The 15664-nt window shown below is 60.0% G+C and carries 12 protein-coding genes; 11 read left to right on the forward strand and 1 reads right to left on the reverse strand.

What is annotated here, in order from left to right:
• Nucleotides 1-85: 85 nt before the first annotated feature.
• The 11 genes from urtA (at nucleotide 86) to ureC (ending at nucleotide 10381) form a co-directional block, all read left to right on the forward strand.
• Nucleotides 86-1351, forward strand: coding sequence for an urea ABC transporter substrate-binding protein (urtA, locus tag BK662_RS14535; RefSeq protein ID WP_007907378.1), 1266 nt, complete (start codon nucleotides 86-88; stop codon nucleotides 1349-1351).
• Between the two features lie 164 nt (nucleotides 1352-1515).
• A complete protein-coding gene (urtB, locus tag BK662_RS14540; RefSeq protein WP_123358635.1) occupies nucleotides 1516-3018 on the forward strand; it encodes an urea ABC transporter permease subunit UrtB in 1503 nt (500 codons plus the stop codon).
• The gene (urtC, locus tag BK662_RS14545) at nucleotides 3018-4097 is read left to right on the forward strand and encodes an urea ABC transporter permease subunit UrtC (protein ID WP_123358636.1); all 1080 of its coding nucleotides are present in this window, start codon (nucleotides 3018-3020) and stop codon (nucleotides 4095-4097) included. The genes urtB and urtC overlap by 1 nt, the downstream gene beginning before the upstream one ends.
• Entirely contained in the window at nucleotides 4094-4966 is an 873-nt protein-coding gene (gene urtD, locus BK662_RS14550) for an urea ABC transporter ATP-binding protein UrtD (RefSeq protein ID WP_123358637.1), read from the forward strand. The genes urtC and urtD overlap by 4 nt, the downstream gene beginning before the upstream one ends.
• Nucleotides 4967-5097: 131 nt before the next feature.
• A complete protein-coding gene (gene urtE, locus BK662_RS14560; protein WP_123358638.1) occupies nucleotides 5098-5796 on the forward strand; it encodes an urea ABC transporter ATP-binding subunit UrtE in 699 nt (232 codons plus the stop codon).
• Between the two features lie 30 nt (nucleotides 5797-5826).
• Entirely contained in the window at nucleotides 5827-6666 is an 840-nt protein-coding gene (locus BK662_RS14565) for an urease accessory protein UreD (protein WP_123358639.1), read from the forward strand.
• A gap of 158 nt (nucleotides 6667-6824) precedes the next feature.
• Nucleotides 6825-7127: an urease subunit gamma gene (ureA, locus tag BK662_RS14570; protein ID WP_007937143.1), complete on the forward strand. Its 303-nt coding sequence runs from the start codon at nucleotides 6825-6827 to the stop codon at nucleotides 7125-7127.
• A gap of 9 nt (nucleotides 7128-7136) precedes the next feature.
• The gene (locus BK662_RS14575) at nucleotides 7137-7670 is read left to right on the forward strand and encodes a GNAT family N-acetyltransferase (protein WP_123358640.1); all 534 of its coding nucleotides are present in this window, start codon (nucleotides 7137-7139) and stop codon (nucleotides 7668-7670) included.
• A gap of 5 nt (nucleotides 7671-7675) precedes the next feature.
• On the forward strand, nucleotides 7676-8209 hold the full coding sequence (locus BK662_RS14580; RefSeq protein ID WP_123358641.1) for a GNAT family N-acetyltransferase: 534 nt from the start codon (nucleotides 7676-7678) through the stop codon (nucleotides 8207-8209).
• Complete coding sequence (locus BK662_RS14585) at nucleotides 8209-8517, forward strand: urease subunit beta (protein WP_008011171.1); 309 nt, start codon at nucleotides 8209-8211, stop codon at nucleotides 8515-8517. Before BK662_RS14580 ends, BK662_RS14585 begins: the two co-directional genes overlap by 1 nt.
• A 163-nt stretch (nucleotides 8518-8680) precedes the next feature.
• Nucleotides 8681-10381, forward strand: coding sequence for an urease subunit alpha (ureC, locus tag BK662_RS14590; protein ID WP_123358642.1), 1701 nt, complete (start codon nucleotides 8681-8683; stop codon nucleotides 10379-10381).
• A gap of 43 nt (nucleotides 10382-10424) precedes the next feature.
• Here ureC and BK662_RS14595 read toward each other — a convergent pair whose 3' ends face one another.
• A complete protein-coding gene (locus BK662_RS14595; RefSeq protein WP_123358643.1) occupies nucleotides 10425-15512 on the reverse strand; it encodes an NEL-type E3 ubiquitin ligase domain-containing protein in 5088 nt (1695 codons plus the stop codon).
• Nucleotides 15513-15664: the final 152 nt, after the last annotated feature.

A 15664-nucleotide genomic window follows, 5' to 3' on the forward strand; every position in this document is an offset into this window, starting at 1 on the left:
GACCGGGCACAGCCCTTGCTAAAGACCCTTCAGTCGTCCGCATCTGCCAACCATAAAAAACTTTAACGTTCATGGAGATCGCACAATGAAGCGTCGCAGTTTGATCAAGGCTTTCACACTATCGGCAAGCATTGCCGCGATGGGCATGGCCTGGACGGTCCAGGCCGCCGAGACCATCAAGGTCGGTATTCTGCATTCGTTGTCCGGCACCATGGCGATCTCCGAAACCTCGCTCAAAGACATGGCGTTGATGACCATCGACGAAATCAACGCCAAGGGCGGCGTAAACGGCAAGATGCTCGAACCGGTGGTGGTTGACCCGGCGTCGAACTGGCCGCTGTTCGCCGAAAAGGGCCGGCAGTTGCTGACCCAGGACAAGGTGGCGGTGGTGTTCGGTTGCTGGACCTCGGTGTCGCGTAAATCGGTACTGCCGGTGTTCGAAGAGCTCAATGGCCTGCTGTTCTACCCGGTGCAATACGAAGGCGAAGAGATGTCGCCGAACGTGTTCTACACCGGCGCGGCGCCTAACCAGCAGGCGATTCCGGCGGTGGAATACCTGATGAGCGAAGAAGGCGGCAGCGCCAAGCGTTACTTCCTGCTCGGCACCGACTACGTCTACCCGCGCACCACCAACAAGATTCTGCGCTCGTTCCTGCACTCCAAAGGTGTGGCCGACAAGGACATCGAAGAGGTCTACACCCCGTTCGGCCACAGCGATTACCAGACCATCGTGGCCAACATCAAAAAATTCTCCGCCGGTGGCAAGACAGCAGTCATCTCCACGGTCAACGGCGACTCCAACGTGCCGTTCTATAAAGAGCTGGCCAACCAGGGCCTGAAAGCCACCGACGTTCCGGTCGTGGCGTTCTCCGTGGGCGAAGAAGAACTGCGCGGCATCGACACCAAACCGTTGGTGGGCAACCTCGCGGCGTGGAACTACTTCGAGTCGGTCGAGAACCCGCAAAACAAGAAATTCGTCGCCGACTGGAAGGCCTACGCCAAGAAACATAATTTGCCAGGCGCCGACAAAGCGGTGACCAACGACCCGATGGAAGCCACCTACGTCGGCATTCACATGTGGGCGCAAGCAGCCGAGAAAGCCAAGTCCACCGACGTCAACAAAGTCCGCGAAGCCCTGGCCGGCCAGACCTTCGCCGCGCCGTCGGGTTACACCCTGACCATGGACAAGACCAACCACCACCTGCACAAGCCAGTGATGATCGGCGAGATCCAGGCCGACGGTCAGTTCAACGTGGTGTGGCAGACCGAAGGACCGATCCGCGCCCAGCCGTGGAGCCCGTTCATTCAGGGTAACGACAAGAAGCCGGACTATGCGGTGAAGAGCAACTAAGCCACTGGGTGTCGGCCTCGGGCACCAACCCCGAGGCCGACACAAATCCCTGTGGGAGCGAGCCTGCTCGCGATGGGGCCATGACAGTCGACATTGATGGTGAATGTCAGACCGCTATCGCGAGCAGGCTCGCTCCCACATTTAGTCTGTGCAAGGCCATGCATATGCCCACCGCCCTTTACCGCTTCATTCTCGCCCTCGCTCTGTTATTGCCGATGGCCACCCACGCCAGCGACGCCGAAGACTTCGTCGCAGCCAATCCCGTGCAACAAGCAAAACTTCTCGAAGCCTGGGCCGCGCAGCCCGATCTGGCCCGTATCGAACTGATCAACGCCCTGCAACAAGGCGAATTGACTGTCGATGGCCAGCCGAAAACCCTGCGCCTGAATAACCGTCTGCGCGGTCTGATCGACACCGCGCTGGCCAGCCACCAATTGCTCGCCGCCGACGCACAAATCCGCTTGGCCGCCGCGCAGCAATTACAGAAAAGCGCCAAACCCGCGCAGTTGAAATTCCTCGACCAGCAACTGGCTAGTGAAAAAGACGAAACCGTTCATTCCGCCCTGAGCCTGGCGCTGGCCAATCTGCAACTGGTCGACACCGACCCGGCCGTGCGCCTCGCCGCGGTGCGTCTGCTCGGTGAAACCGGCGACCCACTGGCCCGCACCCGCCTCGAAGGTTTGCTTGAACCCGGCGTCGAAGCCGACGCCAGCGTGCGCACCGCCGCCGAAACCAGCCTGGCCCAGGTCAAGCGCAAATTGCTGATCGGCGAAATGCTTGGGCAGGCCTTCAGCGGCATGTCCCTCGGTTCAATTCTGCTGCTGGCGGCATTGGGTCTTGCAATCACATTCGGCCTGCTCGGCGTGATCAACATGGCCCACGGTGAGATGCTGATGCTCGGCGCTTACTCGACGTACGTGGTGCAGTTGATGTTCCAGCGCTTCGCCCCGCAGGCCATCGAGTTCTATCCTCTGATTGCCCTGCCAGTAGCATTTTTCGTCACCGCCGGGATCGGCATGGCGCTGGAGCGCACGGTGATTCGTCACCTCTACGGTCGCCCGTTGGAAACCCTGCTCGCCACGTGGGGCATCAGCCTGATGCTGATTCAATTGGTGCGCCTGGTGTTCGGCGCGCAGAACGTCGAAGTGGCCAATCCGGCATGGTTGTCGGGCGGGATTCAAGTGCTGCCGAACCTGGTGCTGCCGTACAACCGCATCGTGATCATCGCGTTCGCCTTGTTTGTGGTGGTGCTGACCTGGCTGCTGCTGAACAAGACGCGCCTCGGTTTGAACGTGCGTGCCGTCACCCAGAACCGCAACATGGCCGCCTGCTGCGGCGTGCCGACCGGGCGCGTCGACATGCTCGCCTTCGGCCTCGGCTCCGGCATCGCTGGCCTCGGCGGTGTGGCGCTCAGCCAGATCGGCAACGTCGGCCCGGACCTCGGTCAGAGTTACATCATCGACTCGTTCCTGGTGGTGGTTCTCGGCGGTGTCGGTCAACTGGCCGGTAGCGTGCTCGCTGCCTTCGGACTCGGCATCGCCAACAAAATTCTCGAACCGCAGATCGGTGCGGTGCTGGGCAAAATCCTGATCCTCGCGCTGATCATTCTGTTCATCCAGAAACGTCCGCAAGGCCTCTTCGCACTGAAAGGACGGGTGATCGACTGATGAATCAGCCTCTGATGCTCACGGCCACACAAAAGGCCGGCCCCAAGGTCACGATCGCCGTCGGTGGGGTAATCCTCGCTCTGCTGCTCGCGTTGCCATTGCTGTCGTTGTTGCCAGCGGACAGCACCTTTCACGTCTCGGCCTACACCCTGACGCTGGTGGGCAAAATCCTTTGTTACGCCATCGTCGCCCTGGCCCTCGATCTGGTCTGGGGTTACGCCGGTTTACTGTCGCTGGGTCACGGTCTGTTCTTCGCCCTCGGCGGTTATGCGATGGGCATGTACCTGATGCGCCAGGCTTCGGGCGATGGTTTGCCGGCATTCATGACGTTCCTGTCGTGGACCGAATTGCCGTGGTACTGGACCGGCACCAGCAGCTTCCTCTGGGCCATGTGCCTGGTGGTGTTGGCGCCGGGCCTGCTGGCGCTGGTGTTCGGTTTCTTCGCCTTCCGTTCGCGGATCAAGGGCGTGTATTTCTCGATCATGACCCAGGCCCTGACCTTCGCCGGGATGCTGCTGTTTTTCCGCAACGAAACCGGGTTTGGTGGCAACAACGGCTTCACCAACTTCCGCACCATTCTTGGGTTTGGCATCACCGAACCGGGGACGCGTGCGGTGCTGTTTTTCGCCACGGTGGTATTGCTGGTGGCGAGTCTGTTCATCGGCTGGCGGCTGGCACAAAGCAAGTTCGGCCGGGTGCTGACCGCGTTGCGCGACGCGGAAAACCGATTGATGTTCTGCGGCTACGATCCACGCGGTTTCAAGTTGTTTGTCTGGGTGTTGAGCGCCGTGCTGTGCGGCTTGGCCGGTGCGCTGTATGTGCCGCAAGTCGGGATTATCAACCCGAGTGAAATGTCGCCGACCAACTCCATCGAAGCCGCCGTTTGGGTAGCTCTCGGTGGTCGCGGCACGCTGATCGGTCCACTGCTCGGCGCCGGCGTGGTCAACGGGATGAAGAGCTGGTTCACCGTGGCGTTTCCGGAGTACTGGCTGTTCTTCCTCGGTGCGCTGTTCATCGTTGTGACTTTGTACCTGCCCAAAGGCGTGATTGGCTTGCTGAAGAAAAGGGGTGAGCAATGAGAGTGACTGCAACGGCTGAATTCATGCTTGAGCCGGCCTTTTTTCCGCCGCTGGAGCCCAACAGGGATGCCGGCAGCAGCCGCGATGCCATCGGCCTCGGCCAGAGCGCCGGCAAAGGCCTGAACACCCGACACGGCACCATCCTGACCCTGGAAGACATCAGCGTCAGCTTCGATGGTTTCAAGGCGCTGAACGATCTGAACCTGTACATCGGCGTCGGCGAATTGCGCTGCATCATCGGCCCCAACGGCGCGGGCAAGACCACGCTGATGGACGTGATCACCGGCAAGACCCGGCCCAGTCACGGCAAGGCCTGGTTCGGTGAAACCCTTGATCTGACGCAGATGAGTGAAGTGCAGATTGCTCAGGCCGGTATCGGTCGCAAGTTCCAGAAGCCGACGGTATTCGAAGCCCTGAGTGTGTTCGAAAATCTGGAGTTGGCGCAGAAGACCGACAAGTCGGTATGGGCCAGCCTGCGGGCTCGCCTCAGTGGCGAGCAGAAAGATCGCATCGCTGAAGTTCTGGAAACCATTCGCCTGACCGCCTCGGTCAATCGTCCGGCGGGTTTGTTGTCCCACGGTCAGAAGCAGTTTCTGGAAATCGGCATGCTGCTGATGCAAGACCCGCAACTGTTGCTGCTCGACGAACCGGTGGCGGGCATGACCGACGCCGAAACCGAATTCACCGCCGAGTTGTTCAAGAGCCTGGCGGGCAAGCATTCGCTGATGGTGGTGGAACACGACATGGGCTTCGTCGGCTCGATCGCCGACCACGTCACCGTGTTGCACCAGGGCAACGTGCTGGCCGAAGGGTCGCTGGAACAGGTGCAGGACAATGAACGGGTGATTGAGGTGTACCTCGGTCGTTAGATTGCAAACACATTCCAATGTGGGAGCGGGCTTGCTCGCGAAGGCGGTGTGTCAGGCGACCCAAATGTTGAATTTGAATCCGTCTTCGCGAGCAAGCCCGCTCCCACAGGGGATTGAGGGGAATTTAGAACATGCTGCAAGTCGACAAGCTGCACCAGTACTACGGCGGTAGCCACATCCTGCGGGGCCTGACGTTTGAGGTGAAGGTCGGCGAAGTCACCTGCCTGCTCGGACGCAATGGCGTGGGCAAGACCACCCTGCTCAAATGCCTGATGGGTTTGCTGCCGGCCAAGGAAGGCGCGGTGAACTGGGAAGGCAAACCGATCACCACGTTCAAGCCGCACCAACGGGTGCATGCCGGCATCGCTTATGTGCCTCAGGGTCGGGAAATCTTTGGCCGACTGACCGTGGAAGAAAACCTGCTGATGGGCCTCTCACGGTTTCCCGGCGCTGAAGCGAAGGAAGTCCCGGCGTTCATCTACGAGCTGTTCCCGGTGCTGCTGCAAATGAAACAGCGGCGCGGCGGTGACTTGTCCGGTGGACAGCAACAGCAACTGGCGATCGGCAGAGCACTGGCCAGTCGTCCACGGTTGCTGATTCTCGACGAACCCACCGAAGGTATTCAGCCGTCGGTGATCAAGGAAATCGGCGCGGTGATCAAAAAACTCGCGGCCCGTGGCGACATGGCGATTTTGCTGGTGGAGCAGTTCTACGACTTCGCCGCCGAACTGGCCGATCAGTACCTGGTAATGTCCCGGGGCGAGATCGTGCAACAGGGTCGCGGCGAAAATATGGAGGCCGAGGGTGTACGCGGTCTGGTTACGATCTAACCTGCAGTGTCCTGACGAACATTAGAAATCATGAATTTACCTGCCCCCATCACGCTGTTCACCCCCAGCTGGCATGCCGAGCTGGAACTCGGCTACGCCCGTTTCGGCGACAGCACACGCCCGGTGCAGCGTCGCCACAAAGGCCCGCTGCGAGTGCAGAAGCATTTGTACGCCGAAGGCCCCGAGGTGTGTCAGCACATCATCGTCCACCCGCCGGGCGGGATTGCCGGGGGTGATCGGCTGGACATCTCGGCCAGCGTCGGCAGGGACGCCTGGGCGCAAATCACCAGCCCCGGCGCCGCCAAGTGGTATCGCGCAGCAGGGCCGGCTTATCAGAAACTCGACCTGCGGGTGGCCGCCGGTGCTACGTTGGAGTGGCTGCCGCAAGAGACGATTATCTTCAGCGACGCTCAGGCGGAACTCAGCACCCGTATCGACCTTGAGGGCGATGCGCGGCTGTTCTACTGGGACGTGGTGGCGCTGGGTCGCCCGGCCAGCGGCGAGCGCTTCGACCTCGGGCATTTTCAGGCGCACCTGGACATCCGCCGCGACGGCCAGTTGCTCTGGCACGAACGCCAGCGCATTGTCGGGGGTGATAGCTTGCTGGATTCGCCGATAGGCCTGGATGGCCAACCGGTGTTTGCGACGTTGCTGGTGACGGGTGAAATTGATAGCGAATTGCTGGAGAAGTGCCGCTCGCTGACCAACGACGTGCATGGAGATCTGACGCAGTTACCGGGGCTTTTGGTCGCCCGCTGCCTGGCCAGTGAAGCGCTGTTGGCACGTGGTTGGCTGATTGATTTGTGGCGATTGTTGCGCCCGGCATTGCTGGGGCGAGAAGCCGTCCCACCAAGAATATGGGCCACCTGAATGATGCTTTTATGTGGGAGCGAGCCTGCTCGCGATGGCGATCGCACAGTCAACATCTTCGCTGGATGTGATGACCTCATCGCGAGCAGGCTCGCTCCCACAGGTAACTCGTTCACAAATCCGAATACCTTTTTATCTGCCCAGATGGATTCCAAACGATGGACCTGACCCCACGCGAAAAAGACAAGCTGCTGATCTTCACCGCCGGCCTCGTGGCCGAGCGACGTTTGGCTCGCGGCGTGAAACTCAATTACCCGGAGGCCATGGCCTATATTTCCGCGGCGCTGCTCGAAGGCGCGCGTGACGGCCAGACCGTGGCCGAGCTGATGCATTACGGCACCACCCTGCTCAGCCGCGAACAAGTGATGGAAGGCATCCCGGAAATGATCCCGGAGATCCAGGTCGAAGCGACGTTTCCCGACGGAACCAAACTGGTCACCGTTCACCAACCGATCGCCTGAGGCCGCGCCATGACTTACCACATCCGCGATGCGTTGCTCGCCGACCTGCCAGCGATCCGCGACATCTACAACGACGCCGTCCTCAACACCACGGCGATCTGGAACGAACAGGCTGTGGACCTGGGCAACCGCCAGGCCTGGTTCAGCGCCCGGCAAGATCAGGGCTATCCGATCCTGGTGATCGTCGACGGCGATGACAGCGTACTCGGCTACGCTTCATTCGGTGACTGGCGCCCGTTCGATGGGTTCCGCCACACGGTCGAGCACTCGGTGTATGTGCGCAACGACCAGCGGGGCAATGGCCTCGGGCCGCAACTGATGGAAGCGCTGATCGAACGCGCCAAAGGCTGCAACAAACACGTGATGGTCGCCGCCATCGAAAGCGGTAACGGCGCCTCGATTCGGCTGCACGACCGGGCCGGTTTCGTCGTCACCGGCCAAATGCCGCAGGTAGGTACCAAGTTCGGCCGCTGGCTGGACCTGACCTTCATGCAACTGATCCTCGACCCGGGCGCAATGCCGCCCGGTCCCCACAAGGAGTGATACCCATGAACGCCGCCCAACTGCGCCGCGTCAATGTTGAAAGCTTTGCGCACTATCGTCAGGGTTTGATTGATTTGCTGCTCGACGCCGTCGGCTATGGCGCCAGTGTCGGGTTCATGGCGGATCTGGACGCGACACAAGCCCGAGCCTACTTCGATGAAGTCCAGGAGAACCTGAACAAAGGCAACGTGCTGCTCTGGGTAGTGGTCAAGGACGAACAGGTACAGGCCAGCGTGCAACTGACGTTGTGCCAGAAAGCCAATGGGTTGAACCGCGCCGAAGTGCAGAAACTGCTGGTGCGTGAACACGCCCGTCGTCGCGGCCTGGGCCAACAGATGATGCATGCCCTTGAGCTCGCCGCCCGCCAGCACAAACGCGGCATGCTCTACCTCGACACCGAGGCCGGCTCCCCCGCCGAAGACTTCTACAAGGCGATGGGCTACACCCGCGCCGGCGAAATTCCCGACTACGCCTGCGACCCGAACGGCCAGTACAAACCGACTGCCCTTTACTACAAGATTCTCCAAGGAGCCCATTGATGATTCCCGGTGAATACCAGATCCAGCCCGGCGACATCGAACTCAACGTCGGCCGCCGCACCCTCAGCTTGAAGGTGGCCAACAGCGGTGACCGGCCGATCCAGGTCGGCTCGCATTATCACTTCTTCGAAACCAACGACGCCCTGACCTTCGACCGCGCCGCCAGCCGCGGCATGCGCCTGAACATCCCCGCCGGCACCGCCGTGCGCTTCGAACCGGGGCAGAGCCGCGAGGTCGAGCTGGTGGACCTGGCCGGCCATCGCCGGGTGTTCGGCTTTGCCGGGCGGATCATGGGTGATCTCGACTGACACCGTCCCTGTGGCGAGGGGGCTTGCCCCCGTTCGGCCGCGCAGCGGTCGCAAACCAGCCACCTCGGTTTATCAGGTAAAGCGCATCAGTCAATTTGCGAGCGCTTCGCACTCGAACGGGGGCAAGCCCCCTCGCCACAATAGATTTGTGCAAGGAATTCCAATGAAGATCTCCCGTCAGGCCTACGCCGACATGTTCGGCCCCACCGTCGGTGACAAGGTCCGTCTGGCCGACACCGAGCTGTGGATCGAAGTGGAGCAGGACTTCACCACCTACGGCGAAGAAGTGAAATTTGGCGGTGGCAAAGTCATTCGCGACGGCCAGGGCCAAAGCCAATTGCTAGCCGCGGAAGTGGTCGACACCCTGATCACCAACGCGCTGATCATCGACCACTGGGGCATCGTCAAGGCCGACGTCGGCCTCAAGGACGGGCGCATCGCGGCCATCGGCAAGGCCGGCAACCCGGACATCCAGCCCAACGTCACCATCGCGGTTGGCGCCAGCACCGAAGTGATCGCCGGTGAAGGCATGATCCTCACCGCCGGCGGCATCGATACCCATATTCACTTCATCTGCCCGCAGCAGATCGAAGAGGCGTTGATGAGCGGCGTCACCACCATGATCGGCGGCGGCACCGGGCCGGCCACCGGTACCAACGCCACCACCTGCACCTCCGGGCCATGGCACCTGGCGCGCATGCTTCAGGCCGCCGATGCCTTCCCGATGAACATCGGCTTCACCGGCAAGGGCAACGCCAGCCTGCCGGAACCGCTGATCGAGCAGGTCAAGGCCGGCGCCATCGGCCTCAAGCTGCACGAAGACTGGGGCACCACCCCGGCGAGTATCGACAACTGCCTGAACGTCGCCGATCAGTACGACGTGCAAGTGGCGATTCATACCGACACCCTCAACGAGTCGGGCTTCGTCGAAACCACCCTTGCCGCCTTCAAGGGCCGCACCATCCACACCTACCACACTGAAGGTGCCGGTGGCGGTCATGCCCCGGACATCATCAAGGCCTGCGGTTTCGCCAACGTGCTGCCGAGCTCGACCAACCCGACCCGGCCGTTCACCCGCAACACCATCGACGAACACCTCGACATGCTGATGGTCTGCCACCACCTGGACCCGAGCATTGCCGAAGACGTGGCCTTCGCCGAAAGCCGCATTCGCCGCGAAACCATCGCCGCCGAAGACATCCTCCACGACCTGGGCGCCTTCTCGATGATCAGCTCCGACAGTCAGGCCATGGGCCGCGTCGGCGAAGTCATCACGCGCACGTGGCAGACCGCCGACAAAATGAAAAAGCAGCGCGGCCCGCTACCCGCTGATGGCGAAGGTAACGACAACTTCCGCGCCAAACGCTATATCGCCAAATACACCATCAACCCGGCGATCACCCACGGCATCAGCCATGAAGTGGGCTCGGTGGAAGTGGGTAAATGGGCCGATCTGGTGCTCTGGCGCCCGGCGTTTTTCGGTGTCAAACCGACGCTGATCCTCAAGGGTGGCGCCATTGCGGCCAGCCTGATGGGTGATGCCAACGCTTCGATCCCGACGCCGCAACCGGTGCACTACCGCCCGATGTTCGCCAGTTATGGCGGCTCGTTGCACGCCACCAGCCTGACATTCATCAGCCGGGCGGCGCAGGAGGCCGGGTTGCCCGAAGCTTTGGGCCTGAAAAAGAAAATCGCCGTGGTCAAAGGCTGTCGCGACGTGCAGAAAACCGACCTGATCCACAACGATTACCTGCCAAACATCGATGTCGATCCGCAAACCTATCAGGTCAAGGCTGACGGTGAATTGCTGTGGTGTGAGCCAGCGGAAACCTTGCCAATGGCCCAGCGCTATTTCCTGTTCTGAGAATGAAAGAAGCCCCGGACGCCAGGCGTTCGGGGCTTGCGGATCAGCTACCGATGCTGGTGTTCACCTTGTCCAGTCTGGCTCGGTCCAGAGCCTGCCGGGTCAAGGTTTTTTCAAGATCCTTGATGGCCTGGAACACCTCTTCATCTTCAGCGTTTTCCAGCCTCAGCTTGAGGGCATCGAATTCCTGGCGATAGGTTGTTTCCATGAAGGTTTGCCAGATCGGTTGCTCCAGAATCCGCTCGGTCAGCAAGTCGCCTTCTTCCAGAGCCAACACACGTTGACAGGCCGCCTCGATCATCTCCTTGCTCACCCTGGAAATAGCTCGAAACTGCATGCCTCGCGCCTGCCATGGCAGATCCAGGCGTTCCGCCAGATCCGTCATGTAGGCCAGATGCACCTCGACTTCATCGATGGTTCCACCTTCAGTGCCGGGGCGATAAAAGGTTTCTCCGGCCCGCAAGCGTTCAGCGACACGCTCGCGGGCAATCCTGCCCAGTTCGTCCAGACGCGCCTTGCCCCTCGCCAGTTGCAGCAACTCGGCTTCCACCAGCCCCGGATTGGCCAATCCATGGGCCTCGTGCACTAATACTTCGACGCCCATCGCATTGAACAACTGAGTACCGCCATCAGCACAGTTGGTGGTGCTGGTCGCCTCGGCAAAAAGCTTCTCACGCAGTTCCGTGTTCTCAGCCATGGCCTCGAGCATGCGCCACACTTTGGCGGTGAGTTCGGTACGATAGCTTTTGTTGTCGGCCCTGAAATCATAGGACTCGGTCAACCGCCGGATTTCATTGAAAAACGGCACCGAGCCATGCTCGTCTTCAACGTTGTCCCAGATTTCCTGTTTGGCATTCCACTCTGCGTTGCTCAGTCCTTCTCCCCATTCGGAGCTGTCGAGTACGCCGCGTGGGGGATAGGCGCGATCAGGGTCCAGGCCGAGCGATTCGATGTACGTGCGCACCTGCTCAAGGTTCTCGGGCGAAATCCAGCTCTCCTCACGGGTAAAGAATGTGCGCGCCAGCAATTCCGCGCGGAAGGAACCGGGCGCCACTTCGGGAATTTGCGTAAGCACGTTGAACTCAAGGTTCAGATAAATGTTGCGCGGGCGATTACGGCCAAGATAGCCCGTGGGCCAGGTATCAAGCTGGCCATGGTCAAGGGTAACCGCCTGCAACCTGGGCATACGACTGACATCAGGCGGCAAGCGCAACGGGTTGTTATTCAGACGTAACAGGCGCAAGCGGGTCAGTCCTCTGAGGTGGGCGATCCCCTCGCTGTCCAGGGAGATGTTGTTGTCGCTGAGCACCAGATGAGTCAGCCAGCGCATGTTGCCGATCTCTTGGGGAAATGAGGTCAAACTGTTTTGCGGCATGTTCAAGTGCCGCAATTGCCGGAATGGCCGCAGGAATCCGACCTGCGCATTACTCAGCCCTGTATTGTTCAGGTGGAGTTCGGTGACGTGATCAAAACTGCCCGACAATTCAGGCATCGTCGGCAAATGCCTGTCCAGAGGGAAACCATCCAGATTCAGTGCCTGCGGCGCCACGATGCCTGGTGCCTCGACGCCCGCGGGGCCGGTGCGCTGCCAGCAGCGGCAGAGCTTCGCGTAGATGGCGTTTCTGGAGTTCCATTCCGAGACGCCTTCGGGCGTAAGACGCCAAGCCTGGGTGGGCCGGTTGAGCCATCGGCTCATGGATTCATTGAAGCGGTCGAACTCGGTTTCCAGCGCAGTCAGTCGCTCGTCGGCCCACTCACCAAAATCGTTCAGCAGCGCTTGTACCTGGCTGTCATCCAGGCCTGGATAGAGTGATCTTGTGCGAATTCGCAAAAGATCCGGATCTGGCGAGCGCACCCTGTAAGTGCGCATTCCGCCACGTAAACGCATAATCTGCGGGTCGTAAGCGGGCTTGCGTATCGGGTGATCCAGCAAAGTTTTCGAGAATGTGTCGTGTGCCAGCGGCGTTTGCTTGACCGCCTGATGCAGCTGGGCTCCCTGATTGATTTCGTACCCCAGCGTTTTGCGGCCGGCATCGGGCAAGGCATGCAGCAATGCTCCGTACAGATCGTCAGCTCCATGTAGATGTGTACCCTCATTGTCGTAAGCGTCATAGCGCCCGTCCTCGCGCAATACCAACACCTTGCGCACCGAGGCATCGAGCGGACCAACGCTGTCATGCAGCGCACCGGTGAAGGAGAACTGGCGGACTTCAATGCGCATATCCTTTGGCCATTTCGGCCAGTTTTCCAGGGTATGCAGCGCCAGCCGAGGGGTATCGGCATTACTCAATTCGTCTAGATAAAGCCCTTCATAGGCGCGACTCAAACGCAAGCCGAACACCGACGATCGCGCCATTTCGCGCAAACGCAACGGGATCCGTCGGTCCTGGGTCAATTTCAACAACTCGGCTTCAGCGGCATCGTTCAGCAGGGCTTGCGCGGTGGCGTTCGACAGGTCCGGAAAATCCCGTTGCAGCAGGTTTATCCGCGCATCGCCAGTGATTTCCCGGGCCTCGTACAACGTATCGAACAGCTTTTTTTTGCTGCCTCGCGCCTGGTGGGCGATGCGTTTTTGCAGTTCGGCAATACGTGCCAGGCGTTCTTTGGGGACTTCACTGCCGAACCAGTCCTGCAACTGCGCCTCGCTGAGCGCGTCAACCACCCGTGCAGGCAGGCGGCCTTCGCAAACATCAGCCCGGGACACGTTGAGGGTATTTTCTGGCGCAGCCTCGGCCGCACCGAAACTCAGTGACGGTCGGCCCGAAGCGGCATCAGCTTCCAGCACCAGGGCCCTGGATTCCGGCCAGCCATGTAATGCAGTCACAAACCCCGTCACTTTCTCCGACAGCTCCTGCGGCACCTGGCCATTGAGGATCTGCGTACTCAGCTTGTCGGCGTCCGCGCAGGCCTTGAACCGCTTCAGCGTGTCCATGAGCAAGGGAGCCGGTGGATCATTTTCGACGTGCATGCGACGTAGCACGCCTTCGTCGACACCGCTGACCTGTCGGACCTGATCCAGCACTTCGTCACTGAGCCCATCCACTGATGGACCGAGGCGCCGCAACAGCTTGCCCTTGTCCCATTCGATCGGTTGTTCGAACTCCGTGTGCCAGGCGCCAGCACCGTTGTGTTCGATGTTCAGCTGATAGGCATCTGGCCGCTTGGGATGTTGCAGTCGAGGCTGCCCAGTGAGCGGATCCTCCTTGAGCACGAATTGCTTGTCCTCGAGCGGCAGCACTTTGCGCCCGTCATGCTCGATGACGCCGAGGTCATCGGGTGTTATGGTTTCGGGCAGCGTCAGGCGGTGCTCGTAAGGCGCATGATCGGGTTTGATCAGACGCGTTTTTCCACTGGGCAGTTCCACCGGTTTAAGGTTGTCTATCAGGGGTGATGGCCTGATCGGCGTGGGGCTTTTGGGCAGCACATGCCCCATAGACATCAGGGCCAGTTGCGCACTGTTGATCAGCACGCTGTTGATGTGCGCCGCGCCCTCTTCGACGTCACCCTTGCTCCAGTCTTCGATACCCTCGACCAGCTCCGCCAGCAATTGCGCGGCCATCAGGCCCAGCATGGCCGGCCCCAACACAGGCACCAACATTGCGCCAAAGTTGAACACATTCCAGGCGATATCCAGATAGCCGCTCAGGCGTTTCCAGCGTGCGTTGGCGTCTTCGTCATCGGTCGGCACCGCGATCAATCGGGCATCGGCGATGGCTTTGTCGCGACGCTCACGAAACAGACGATCCCACAGGTCGTCGCTGATCAGATGAGTAACAGGTTCCGCATCAGGGTTTTCCACCGGCGTTTCTCGCCACCATGGCCCCATGTCGAGCGGTTCGCGCTGTTGCCAGGTGATGGTCTTGAGCCGTTCATTGACCCGGCTGAAAAAAATCGCCTTGTCTTTCTGTGCGACAAAACGACTGAAAAAACGCTGATAGTCATTTTCACGCAGTTGGCCGATCAGCGTTTTCATGAAGTCGGTGAGCGAGGCATATTCCTTCAGCGGATGATCCGGGTCATCCGGTACCCAGGCGATCAAATGCCCGCCCAGCCGATTCTGACTGTAGATTTCGTCCTTGCGCAGCATCTCTTCCACCACACCTTTCGGGCCGTTGGCGAAAAAAGCCTTGAGCATGCGAAAGGTATCGAAGCCATCGGGCAGCGAGGACGTTGCCCGTCGGGAGAAATCCAGCCATTGCTTGCGTGCATCGGGCGTCAGGCCATCAATGGCCTTTTTGACCGCAGTTGGTTCGGCCACTGCACTGAACAGCACAACGCCGGTCATCCGGCAGCCCATTAGCGATAAACGATGACTTTGCAGCGGACGGCCATACCACTGGATGTCAGATTTTCCGTCGATCAGTCCGCCGATCGTTGCGTAACCGTGCAGGCCGATATCGCCCTTGAGATACGCCGTCATCGACGCCAGCTTGAGGACCGCTTTGTCATGGGCGATCGAACTGTCCTTGAGCAGGCGAGCGGCATTGGCATCTGCGGGGGTAAGCAATGACTTGATGTGCGCCTGATATTGCCCGCCAATGTCGAGGCGGCGGCACAGCGCCGCAATTTTTTGCGGGGTGATGACCTTGATCTCGTGCAGGTCGCCACGAAAATCCTTGCGCAACACGGCTGAGCCGCTGCGAAACGCCCCCTCGCGGGTTTCATCCTCTTCGAAGTTGTGCAGCGCCGCTTCGAGCAGCGTGGAGTGACGGATGGTACTGGCCTGGGTATCGATCACACTGGCGACTTTGTTCGGTACATACAGGCGCAATTGCAGGTCATTCGGATTGCCATGCTCGTTGAAGTTCGAGAGCAACATGGTTTTGAGCAACGGCTCGGCAAAGGCCTTGATGTCGTGCTGCAAATTGCCGAGCAACTCGTCCAGCGGCCCTTGCAGGCGCCAGCGCTCGTCGAAGAGTTGCTTGAGATAGTCGCGATCCATCGGTCGGGCTTTCAGATACCAGGCGGGGAACGTCGGCTGTACATCCACCGCCGTCAGGAGTCTGGCCCGTGGTGCTTCGGTAATCACCTTGGGGATCAACTGTTTTATCCGTTGGTGGTGAACCCCATTGTCTTCCTTTGTTGCCGGACTTGATGGCCCTGCTGGATTGCTTCCTTGCAATTCAGGCATGTCTTGAACACCTTTAAACCATTGATTGGGGTCCTATGGTCATGCGCTTGCCCTGTGAACAAAAGCGTAAATAATTGTTGGTTGAATGTGCAAAAACAGCCCTGTGCATTCGAAAATCCAGGCGCCGAAAATATCTATTTACCGCACCACAC

This window comes from Pseudomonas frederiksbergensis, assembly GCF_003732275.1.
Lineage (GTDB): Bacteria > Pseudomonadota > Gammaproteobacteria > Pseudomonadales > Pseudomonadaceae > Aquipseudomonas > Aquipseudomonas frederiksbergensis_H.

What these genes read in the sequence shown, in the direction of transcription:
- urtA (WP_007907378.1), top strand. Translation starts at nt 86, where the DNA reads ATGAAGCGTCGCAGTTTGATCAAGGCTTTCACACTATCGGCAAGCATT.
- urtB (WP_123358635.1), top strand. Translation starts at nt 1,516, where the DNA reads ATGCCCACCGCCCTTTACCGCTTCATTCTCGCCCTCGCTCTGTTATTG.
- urtC (WP_123358636.1), top strand. Translation starts at nt 3,018, where the DNA reads ATGAATCAGCCTCTGATGCTCACGGCCACACAAAAGGCCGGCCCCAAG.
- urtD (WP_123358637.1), top strand. Translation starts at nt 4,094, where the DNA reads ATGAGAGTGACTGCAACGGCTGAATTCATGCTTGAGCCGGCCTTTTTT.
- urtE (WP_123358638.1), top strand. Translation starts at nt 5,098, where the DNA reads ATGCTGCAAGTCGACAAGCTGCACCAGTACTACGGCGGTAGCCACATC.
- BK662_RS14565 (WP_123358639.1), top strand. Translation starts at nt 5,827, where the DNA reads ATGAATTTACCTGCCCCCATCACGCTGTTCACCCCCAGCTGGCATGCC.
- ureA (WP_007937143.1), top strand. Translation starts at nt 6,825, where the DNA reads ATGGACCTGACCCCACGCGAAAAAGACAAGCTGCTGATCTTCACCGCC.
- BK662_RS14575 (WP_123358640.1), top strand. Translation starts at nt 7,137, where the DNA reads ATGACTTACCACATCCGCGATGCGTTGCTCGCCGACCTGCCAGCGATC.
- BK662_RS14580 (WP_123358641.1), top strand. Translation starts at nt 7,676, where the DNA reads ATGAACGCCGCCCAACTGCGCCGCGTCAATGTTGAAAGCTTTGCGCAC.
- BK662_RS14585 (WP_008011171.1), top strand. Translation starts at nt 8,209, where the DNA reads ATGATTCCCGGTGAATACCAGATCCAGCCCGGCGACATCGAACTCAAC.
- ureC (WP_123358642.1), top strand. Translation starts at nt 8,681, where the DNA reads ATGAAGATCTCCCGTCAGGCCTACGCCGACATGTTCGGCCCCACCGTC.
- BK662_RS14595 (WP_123358643.1), bottom strand. Translation starts at nt 15,512, where the DNA reads ATGCCTGAATTGCAAGGAAGCAATCCAGCAGGGCCATCAAGTCCGGCA.